The 9,746-nt window shown below is 65.7% G+C and carries 7 protein-coding genes and 1 pseudogene; 2 read left to right on the top strand and 6 right to left on the bottom strand.

What is annotated here, in order from left to right; all coding sequences use genetic code 11:
* Positions 1-168: 168 nt before the first annotated feature.
* The 5 genes from ROTAS13_RS13470 to ROTAS13_RS28610 form a co-directional block, all read right to left on the bottom strand.
* On the bottom strand, positions 169-1,023 hold the full coding sequence (locus tag ROTAS13_RS13470; RefSeq protein WP_073140353.1) for a Spy/CpxP family protein refolding chaperone: 855 nt from the start codon (positions 1,021-1,023) through the stop codon (positions 169-171).
* Positions 1,024-1,442: 419 nt separating this feature from the next.
* Positions 1,443-2,246: a copper resistance protein B gene (locus ROTAS13_RS13465; protein WP_073140356.1), complete on the bottom strand. Its 804-nt coding sequence runs from the start codon at positions 2,244-2,246 to the stop codon at positions 1,443-1,445.
* Entirely contained in the window at positions 2,243-4,261 is a 2,019-nt protein-coding gene (locus ROTAS13_RS13460) for a multicopper oxidase domain-containing protein (RefSeq protein WP_073140359.1), read from the bottom strand. Before ROTAS13_RS13460 ends, ROTAS13_RS13465 begins: the two co-directional genes overlap by 4 nt.
* A 1,534-nt stretch (positions 4,262-5,795) precedes the next feature.
* Positions 5,796-6,140: a hypothetical protein gene (locus ROTAS13_RS26325; RefSeq protein WP_073140361.1), complete on the bottom strand. Its 345-nt coding sequence runs from the start codon at positions 6,138-6,140 to the stop codon at positions 5,796-5,798.
* The gene (locus ROTAS13_RS28610) at positions 6,082-6,435 is read right to left on the bottom strand and encodes a hypothetical protein (protein WP_073140364.1); all 354 of its coding nucleotides are present in this window, start codon (positions 6,433-6,435) and stop codon (positions 6,082-6,084) included. The genes ROTAS13_RS26325 and ROTAS13_RS28610 overlap by 59 nt, the downstream gene beginning before the upstream one ends.
* A gap of 1,328 nt (positions 6,436-7,763) precedes the next feature.
* On the opposite strand from ROTAS13_RS28610, the gene ROTAS13_RS13450 reads away from it, so the two are divergent.
* Both ROTAS13_RS13450 and ROTAS13_RS28605 read left to right on the top strand, forming a co-directional pair.
* Positions 7,764-8,036: a hypothetical protein gene (locus ROTAS13_RS13450; protein WP_075822593.1), complete on the top strand. Its 273-nt coding sequence runs from the start codon at positions 7,764-7,766 to the stop codon at positions 8,034-8,036.
* A 385-nt stretch (positions 8,037-8,421) separates the two neighbouring features.
* Positions 8,422-8,685 carry a helix-turn-helix domain-containing protein gene (locus ROTAS13_RS28605; protein WP_367604169.1) on the top strand — a complete coding sequence of 88 codons (264 nt, stop codon included), beginning with the start codon at positions 8,422-8,424 and terminating at the stop codon, positions 8,683-8,685.
* A gap of 510 nt (positions 8,686-9,195) precedes the next feature.
* Here the strand turns inward: ROTAS13_RS28605 and ROTAS13_RS13445 are convergent.
* Positions 9,196-9,746 (bottom strand): annotated as a pseudogene (locus ROTAS13_RS13445) (type II restriction endonuclease); the annotation flags it as partial.

Below are 9,746 nucleotides of genomic sequence, written 5' to 3'. Positions count from 1 at the left end.
GGCCGACCGGCGCCGCCACATCCGGAGCCGGGGTTGCTCCTCCCGGATGATGAGCGCTGTGATCACCCGGGTCGACCTGAGCGACCGCCGCGTTGCTCAGCCACATCCCGAGCAGCGCGGCGGCGAGCCGCCACTGCCTGGATCTCGCCCGCGGCATCGCGCCCGCGCTCAAAAGGTTCCGATGAACGGCAGCATGGTGGCCGTCGCCACACGCTTCTGCGTGTCATCCAGTTGAGCATAGAGCGTGTTGAAGGCCATCCGGGTCGTGTGGATCGCCTCGGTCCGCTGCCGCAGATGGTTTTCGAACGCCTCCAGCCGCGCCATCGGATCCGTCGCTGCCGTGCTGTCCTGCAGCGCGGTGCGCGCCGCGTCGAGGTGCTCGCGCCCCGCGCGCAGCGTGTTCGCGAAGGCCTCCCACGCAGGAGCCTGGGCGTCAGTGATGCGCAACTCCGTGCGAAGGAAGGCGATCCGCCCCTCGAGCCGCGCAGCGGAGCTGCCCATCGGCATGGAGCCGCCCTGCATCGGCGCCATCCCCATCTGCGGCGAGCCCATGCGCATCATGTTCTGCATCATCGGCATCATGCTGCAGCCAGCCATCGGCGCCTGACCCATGGGCTGCTGCGGCATCTGGCCCTGCCCCTGGGCGGGCATCGCGCCACCCATGCGCATCATGTTGTCGCCCATCATGCCGCCAGATCCCATGCCCGCTGACGAAGCGGGTTGCGGCGGTGCCTGGTTGGCGGCGGGTTGCTGAGCGGGGCCGGGCTGGCCCATGCTGGGCATCGCACCGGCTCCGGCGGCACCCTGCGCTGGCTGGCCCTGCATCGCCTGCATGCGCATGTCGCCCTCCATGCTCATGCCGCCCATACCCTGCTGCGCTCCTCCACCGTTGCCCATCGGCATCATATCCATCATGGCGAGCTGTGAGGGCCGCCCGGGAGGCTCCGCCGCCATCGCGAAGGACGAAAGGGGGACAAGCACGGCAAAGGTGGCCGCGGAAAGGAACGTGGTCTGCTTCGACATTGTCGTGGTCCTTCTTCCTCGTGGAGGCGTCCGGCACCGCACCGTCGACGCCGATGGTTGAGCAGTAAGGCGCCGCTTCCGTCACGGCCAACGTTGCGCATCGGGCGAATGCGAACCTTGATCCACGTCAAAGCCCCCTGATTCGCGCGACCGTGTCCGAAGCGCAGCGCTTCGCAAAGTCCACAATTTCATCGCCGTTCCCGTGGCCGGTCCGGCGGCGCAGAGTGCATTGGCGGTCCCACAACTCTCGGCTGCCGCTGGGCGATGTCCATCCGGTGTCGATGCCTGTTGCGTTCTCCTCGCTGTGATACCCGACTCCAAAAGCGCGCCTTGGTCGTTGCGGCGTCGTCCTGGCAGTGCCGCTGGGACTAGAAGCGGAGCAGCTGCCAGGGCGCTGCCTAACAGAATCCTGGCCGGGCTCAGAAGAACAGACGCAGCCCCGCAACAACGGTTGTCGCCTCTGGCTTCTCGCCCAGGCGGCGCGTGAGACCAGCTGCGCCGCCAACGGTTCGCTCGTACGAAATGCCTATGTAGGGCGCCACCTCGCGGGTGAATTCGTAGCGGAGGCGCAGGCCGGTCTCCATGCGGTAAAGGCCCGGAGCGATTCCAGCGGCCTCGTCCCGCCCGCCCGCGAAGTTCAGCTCGATCTCCGGCTGCAGCACGAGGCGGTTGGTGATGTAGATGTCATACTCCACTTCCGTGCGAAGCAGAGGAACGCCTCGCTCACCCAAGAAGGCCTGGATGTTCACCTCGAAAAGCCCGGGCGCGAGGCCCTGGAGCCCAACCACGCCGTAGGTCCGGGCGGGCGTACCCGTGCGTGGATCGATGCGGAAGTCGTGACGCACGCCGACCTGCACATCCCAATAATATCCAACGAGCCGCGAGTAGAGCAGCTGCAACTCAGCACGCTCCAGCCCCTTCGCGGCCTGGTTCGACTCGGCGCGGCCATTCAGTTGGATCTTGTTGTAATCAGTACCGTAGTATGCCAGCCCCTCGAAGGCGTAGATGCCATGGCCGCGGCCGTGATTGCGGTACTCCAGCTGGTCGACGAGCACGGCGCCGTAGTAGAGTTCGTGCGCGCCCGGGCTGTGCGCTCCCGGATCCGCCGCGGCCTGTTGCGAGGCCGCCTGCTGCGCACTCGCTTCGCCAGCCATCAGGCACAGGGTAAGCGCACCCGCGGCGATTGCTCCCGTGCGCGTCCCTCTGTTGCAAGGCGTCTTCATGGCGCGGACGCCACCCGGGCGCGTCGGCGGATCTCGACCTTACGCATCATACCTGCCTCCATGTGATAAAGCAGATGGCAGTGGAAACCCCATCCGCCCTCGGCATCCGCCTCCACGTCAACATCCATCGTCGTGCCCGGCTTGACATTCACGACGTGCAGCAGCGGATTCTCATTCCCGTTGCCGACCTGCGGCTGCATCCAGACTCCATGGAGGTGCATGGGGTGGTTCATCATCGTCTCATTGATGAACCGCATCCGCACCCGCTCACCGAAGTTGAGGACAATGGGCTGGGCCTCGCTCAGGCGGTTCCCATTGATGGACCAGATATAGCGTTCCATGTTGCCGGTCAGCCGAACCTCGATGATGCGGCTCGGTTCGCGTACGGGATAGGGATTAGAAAGAGCCCGCAGCTGCCGGTACGAGAGCACGCGTGCTCCAGGAGGAGCTCCCACGTCGTTCGTGAAGGGATCCGGCATGGCCATGTTGCCGTGCCCCATGGCGGAGTGGTCCGCCGCCTGCCCTCGAGCGGGCGCGCCGTGTCCCATCGCAGCGTGATCCATCGCTTGCGCTGGAGCGGACGCGCCGTGCCCCATCGCGGCGTGATCTATGCCCACCGGGGCTGCATTACGCTGGTTGTGGCGTGCTTGCTGGCTTGGCCCGGACCGACTTTGCCGCGGCTGCGCTCCGGGCATGGTGGAATGGTCCATGCCCGGCATGTTGGCGTGGTCCATTGCTGCGGCGGCCGGTCCCTGCACCGTACCGGCTGTCGCCGCGCCCTGCGGCATCCCAGCCATGCTGGAGTGATCCATGCCGCTCATGTCCATCGGCGGGGCGACTTGGCCGGGGCGGTCCACTTCAGGCAACGGCGTGCCGCGATCGAGACCGGTCGGTCCGTAGGGGCCACCCATATCGGCCATGGTCAGGACGGGCCGCGGCCGATGCGGTGGCAGCGGCAGCATTGGCAGCCCGTCTTGCGTGGCAAGGCTGGCGCTGGCGAAACCTTGACGCCCCATGGTTTCCGCCAGGATCTGATACTGCTTCCCACCCGCCGGGCGTACGAGGACGTCGTATGTCTCGGAGGGAGCGATACGGAATTCGTCGACGGTCACCGGCCGCACGTTGTTCCCATGCGCCTGCACGACGGTCATCTCGACACCCGGAATTCGGACGTCGAAATGGGTCATGGCTCCGCTGTTGATGAAGCGTAGGCGCACGGTCTCCCCGGGCCGGTAGACGGCGGTGAAATTACGCTCGGGCGGGCGTCCGTTCACCAAGTAGGTGTAGCCGCTGACGTCCTCGATATCCGTGGGGTCCATACGCATGTCGCCCCACATCTTTCGGTCTGCGATGATCGCGGACCGCGCCGCCCCGTCAGGAGCCGCCCGCAATTCCTGGACGAGGCTCGCGAGTGTCCGCTTGTTGTAGTTGTAGTAGCCTGGGTCCCGCTTGAGATTGCTGATGATGCGTTCGGGGTTCTCGTCGGTCCAGTCGGAGAGCTGGACGATGTAGTCGCGACCGTAGGCGTAAGGGTCGGGACGCAGTGGATCGATGATCAGAGGCGCGTAGATGCCAGCCTGTTCTTGGACGCCAGAGTGGCTGTGGTACCAGTAGGTGCCAGACTGTACCAGCGGGAATCGGTATTGGTGCGTCGCCCCGGCCGCAATCCCATTGAAGCCATCGCTGATGCCGGGAACGCCGTCCTGGCTGCTGGGCAGAATGAGACCGTGCCAATGGATCGACGCACTCTCACGCAGCTTGTTCGTGACATTGATGATCACCTCCTCGCCCTCTCGGAAGCGAAGGACAGGACCAGGGATCTGGCCGTTGATCGACATCGCCGGGCGTGTCCGCCCGGTGACATTGAATGTGGTGTGCTCTAACGCGAGGTTGAACTCGCGGGGCAGCGCGCGCCCGATGCGCGGCTGAGCGAGGGCGCCCGGCGCCTGCGAGAAGGCGATGGCGGCGATGCCAGCGCTGAGTGCGCTACGGCGCGTCAAGCAACCTTCACTCATATATCTCTCCTGTATTCTGGCCCGCCGAGCACTCACCGCACATTCGAACGGGCGCCTTGCATCCGGCCCACCGCAACGCCTTGCTCGTGCAGGTTACGCTGCGGTAGGCCAAGCGGCGCCATGGGGGGGTGAACCCGAGTGGCAAATGGCGATTTCATTGCGTGCTCAGGCTCCATCGGCATGGCTAACCTGCGCTCGTCCCATGGGCGCTGATCTGGGAACCGGAAGGCAACTCGCCCGGGCCACAGGCGGAAGTGCGGGCACGCTGACCCCTGCAGCGAGCCGTCGGGCCGGGTAGCTGCCGCAGCGCGCAAGCGCACTCGCAGCATGCCGGTCGCCTTGTGGCCCGCAGCATCCTAACAGGGTCTCGCAGGAGCTATAGGCCATCGCATTGTGTCTGGCCGATAAGCGGTGCCCTTACGCCAGGGACGAGCGTGGTTGTCCGCATGCGACCTTCCCTGCCAAATTGACCGGACATTTGACGAAGCAGCACGCGACGCAGCACGCGACCGGGCTGTGCCATGTATCGCTCATGCCCGCGGCACCAGCAATCATCCTCAGTGCCTCGTAATAAAACGTAAGATTTGCCCGCGGCGCGGCCGTCTCCTCCAGAGGCATGAGTACCCAATGCGTCCCTGTTCCGGTTCCACCAAGCGCTGCGGGGCTCTGGTCGCTTGGTGCACGCCGGTGCCTTTCGGCACCTGGTCGCTGCCAAGGGCATGGCGCCCCCCTCCCGGGCGGCATGGCGGCAGGCCGATGGAAGCGTTCTGGCACCGGTGGACCATGGCCAGCCTGCACGGCGTGGCGCGTTGGCGCGAGCAGCGCGCGGTGCGACGGGCTGCCTGCGTCAGCCTTCCTCCGGCTCCGCGACAACGATGGTCCCTACTCGGCCTGCCAACCGTCGGAGGCGAACTTGACTGTCTGGCCCGGCCGCAAGCTTCCGATTGCCAAGTCGGCGGCATGGAGGCCGAGGGCGCTGGGCCTGGTTGGCACCGTGGACGCCTCCCAGCATCCGTCGGCGCTCCATCGCAGCACTGCGGGAGCAGCATGCAGAACGCGCAGGGACTGCCCCGTTCGGAGGATTGCCACTGGAGCCCAGGGCGCCCAGTGCGTGTGCCGGGGCCGCGGTTTTTGGCCCGCATAGCGCAGCCAAACCGCCTGGAGCCGGTCCACCGGGAACTCTTTGCGAATGCTCGCCGCGAGTTTGGCGAACTCAGCGTTCGCCCAGACTCAGCATCGCCGAACCGGCGGGGCGACCAGGGTAGAGGCCCGCCTCGGCAGCGGATCGCCGTCCCACACCTGCTCGCGAATCAGGCCCAGCCGATTGGCGGCGGCCGCCATGGTGCGCAGATAGGGCTCGGCGCCTTCGCCCGCGAGCCGGGCGTAGTGGCCGCGCTCTCCGGCGAGCAGCGCCAGGGCCGACCCTGGCCCGTCCCGTCGTACGGCCTCCCGCCTGGATGCTCCCCGTAGCCATCGCCATGGTAGCGGCGCCAGGCCGGTCCGCTCGGCGTCCCGGCCTGCAGCAGCGCGTCCATCAGCCAATGGTGCTGCGCACCGCCGGATCAGGCGGATCCCGCAGCCCGAAGCGCACCAGCTGCGGGACGTCGGTCGAAACCTGCTCGGCCGCTGCCAGCTCGGGATCGCATTCGCGGTTCTTCAGAGGTGCGATGTCCCCAAGTGCGGCCCGGTCGGCAACCACGCGGGCGGGCGCTACCCGCACATAGTGTGACCCCACTGCGTGTGCAGTGCCGACGGCAGAGCCGGAGGCAACGCACCAATCCTCGATGCAGGCGTTCCAGTCGTCGGCGAGGAGGAGGACATCACCCCTCTCGGCCTCTTCGAGAAACGCGGCGCCCGCGACGAGCGCCGTGATCGCCACGGCCAGCGTGAAGGGGTTGATCCCGGCGGTCTCCTCCCGGCGGTCCTGCTCCGTCGTGGGGCCGTGCCGCTACCAGGTAAGCCAGCGCCCAGCGTGCTGTGTCCCGTGCCTCTATGCCGCCGAGGGCGTCGCGCGCGGCGAGCGCCGCGGCGAGCAAAACGGGCAAGGCCACCTCGTTGAGGATGCTGTGCCCAACCGTGAACCACGGCCGCGCAGGGCCTAGAACTGTGCCCACCATGTCCTTGTCCCTGCTGGTCCGGGTTGGCGGAATGCCAGGCGCCCCGGGGGCTTCCATGCCGTCTCCGCAGATTTGCCAGCTGGCCAGACAGGGAGGTGGAACGAGCAATAGGAGGCTGACCCGCCACCTGGATCATCGCTGTGGGTGCTGATGGCTGGAGTGAACGGGGTTTATCAAGGTACAACAATAGGAAAGAGCCGCGCCACGGCCGCTTGGATGGGGCTGGGCGTGGCGCCCTTACCCAGGGACCCTGCCTCCCTAGAGTCGCCGCCGGTGATCCTGTAGCGGCTTCCCTGGTACTCCTCGGCGCTCCCCGGCGGCCGTCCAGATGAGACTTCGCAGATCCTTGGATCTCTTCAGGAAGACAGGAAGAGAGGACCGGAGGGCTTGCCGGTTTAGATGCGCTATCCGGCATCAACTGGAGGCGGCTGACATGCTATGAGGTGCCAACTCGTGTTGCCGCGTCGTTCACCTTGCCATCTTGGGAGAGCTGGCCTCCGCGACATCATCAGCCGACGAGGCCTTGGGCTCCTTACTGACCTCGCGGCGCCGCCTCACGTGGCGAAGGTTGTGAGATTGCTTTCACAGAAGCAAATGGCACACCATCTCCACCAATCCGACGATGGTGATTCCATGCAGGCTAGATCCCTTCTTGTGGCCGCTGTCTTCTGCCTCGCGTCACCTCAGGTGGCCCGGGCTGCTGAGGCCGACGAAGGGCCTGCCGTCCCGCTTGCGCCGATGCACGGTGTGCCGCTGCCCCAATCACTTCCAGGCCTGGTCGCCGAAGGATGGCAGATCGTCGGCATTTCGACCATGAACAGGGTCTTCGCCTACCATCTGGTCAAGCAGGGTGCTCTGGCCTTTTGCCTTTCAGATATCACAAGAAGGCTTCCCGCCTCCGAGTGCCTGCAGCTCATCGACGGAGTAGGTCCTGCACCCGGTGGTAGCCCGCCTCCACGCTAGAGGCACGTGCTGCCCGACGCTGGCATGGAGGTGCGCGTGTGGCGATCTCTGCCGCGTCTTCGGCGGAAGCACCAGCATCGCCACTTTGGGACGGTGCTCGCACACACGCGCGGCAGCCTGAGCCGCATCGGGTGCACGTCTGGACTTTACCTCCACATTCGCAGGAGCCCGCACCAGAGAAGGGAAATGGGTACGGAAGCGGCGGTTCGTCGGCTGCGTGATGAACCGCGAAGAACTTTGCCCGCTCGCTTAACTGAAGACCCGGGTCGAGTGGTCAATCTCCCAGGCGGTGCCCTCGTCTCACAACATACCTCCCCTCTGACATATAATGTCACGCATCAGGCGCTCCTGATCCGTGTTACACAACCAAAGTCGGTCCAAGACACCGACTTCCACGTCAGCTCTCACCAAGAGAGGATCACATGCGCACCCTTATTGCTATTGCTTGCTTCGCGGTCCTGGCTATGGCGACGCCTGCTTTCGCCCAGGGCAACACCCAGTCGCAAGGCTCCATGCAGGGCATGGATCACTCCCGCATGCAGGGCATGGATCATTCGAACATGCCCGGCATGGATCATTCCAATATGCCGCAGGCCAATCAGGGTTCTTCCAATTCTGGGGCACAGCAAAGAACTGGGCGCCCGGCTGCGCCGCAAGGGCAGCGGAACTCCGGTTCGCAGCCAGGGCAGCGCTGACGCGACCTTCCCAACGAGACCGGTTGCCCTTGGATTGTCGCTCACTCAAATGGCCTTCCATCTGAGCGGCATCCAAGTCTGATGGACAGGGAGCTCTAATCGTGAGCCTCGCCGGTTCGGGCAGAGATGGGCGGGGGTGGTGAGACCGTATGTCCTCCGCTAGCGCCGGTGGCCCGTCCGAGGACGCGCGGTGAACGAAGGCGGCCTGCGGAGGAAAATCTGTCTTTCATGCCTAAAGTGGTCTGCTTGCTCCTTCTAAGCTGATCTATTCATTAGATCGGTCGCGCAGCACCTGGTCCGGTCGGATGTTCCTTTGGTCACTCCGCAGCAGAATCGGGCAGTGGTAGGGTGGTTGCGGCGGCACTCTGAGCTGCCGCTCGTGGCAATGGAGCTTTGGGCCGAGTGCCTTCAGTGCATGTGCCAGGGCACGGGAGACATTCTCATCTCGCGCACTGCTCTTGCGGCGGCAGCCAACACAAGCCCAGACGAGGTATCGCGCGTCATGTCCGAGCTGGAGAGTATCGGCGCCATACGCCGCCACCGCGAGAAGATACCGGGACTCCGCGGACCGGGGCGAGCCCGCTATCAGGTCAATCTGAACGTCAGTACTCGCATCCCGTCTCGAGCCGGCCGGCCCTCATCGCCGTAACCTACGACCACCGCTTTGGGACGACGCTGTCCGGTTAGGATCGTGACCTCGCCCATGGCCGAAGGCGCCAACCCTCCTCCACTCATGGCGGCCGACGAAGGCAACGGCATCTACCGTCTGCACTTGGAGTTGCCGATGCGGGCGACCGCCGGGCTACCCTGACAGCGCCGGTTCACGGCGAAATGCCTCCGGCCCGCGGCACCTTCCCAATTGGGGTCAGGTAGCTCTCAGGCGCCCGGACGGAATCCTGGATTGTGACATCGAGTGGCAGGGCGATGAGAGGCCGGGGCTCATTTGCAGCGATCACTGCGAGGTCGTGGTGCTGGAAGCACTGGCTTGGTGCATGCCACCGCTCATGCTGCGGGCGACGCTTTCGCTCGCTGCCTGCATCACTCGCCCGACGGAGAGCTTCATGCGCTACGCCTGCCCGAAGCCGCCCGCGGGCGACCAAGAGCGGCGCGACGGCGGACGTGTAAGCGCCGCACCGGCAGAGGCAGGGGAGCCGCGCGCCTAGACGAGGTTTCGCGCAATGGCCTGGATCGGCTTCATGCCTTCGCCGAAACGCGCGATAGCCTCCCGGTTCGCCTTGAGCTCGCCGTAGGGCAGATAGTGCACCTTGAGGTCGGCGATGCGGGAGAACGCGGGCCGCGCAAGCTGTGCCTTCACCTCGCCCTCGCGGCCGTCCGGCGCCACGAGGAACATGCCCTCCAAGGCGTGCGCCTCAGGGCCGAGCGCGAGGTCCAGCATGCGTACAATCCCTGAGTAGATAGACGTTGTGTGCTCCACCTCGAAGGCAGCGACGATCCGTCCCGTCTCCTTGGCCAGCCAGAGGACGTCGATGAGCCGGACGGCGTCGGCACCCGGCGCTTGCCCGACAGCCGCTGGAAGCTCGCCCAGGCAGCCATCGCCCAGCTTGCCGCCGTCCAGCGGCCGGTTCCGGTCGTTCGCGGCGATCCAGACGTCGTAACCCAAGGACTTACCCAGGTCCCGGAGGCAGCCCTGGACCGCGGTATGGGTCTCGTCCTCCTCACGGGCCTGTCTCTTGATCACATCTACGCACA

It is taken from the genome of Roseomonas sp. TAS13 (assembly GCF_001950415.1).
GTDB lineage: Bacteria > Pseudomonadota > Alphaproteobacteria > Acetobacterales > Acetobacteraceae > Roseomonas > Roseomonas mucosa.
Note: the sequence above shows the minus strand (reverse complement) of the source record. Positions and strands in the feature narration are given on the sequence as shown.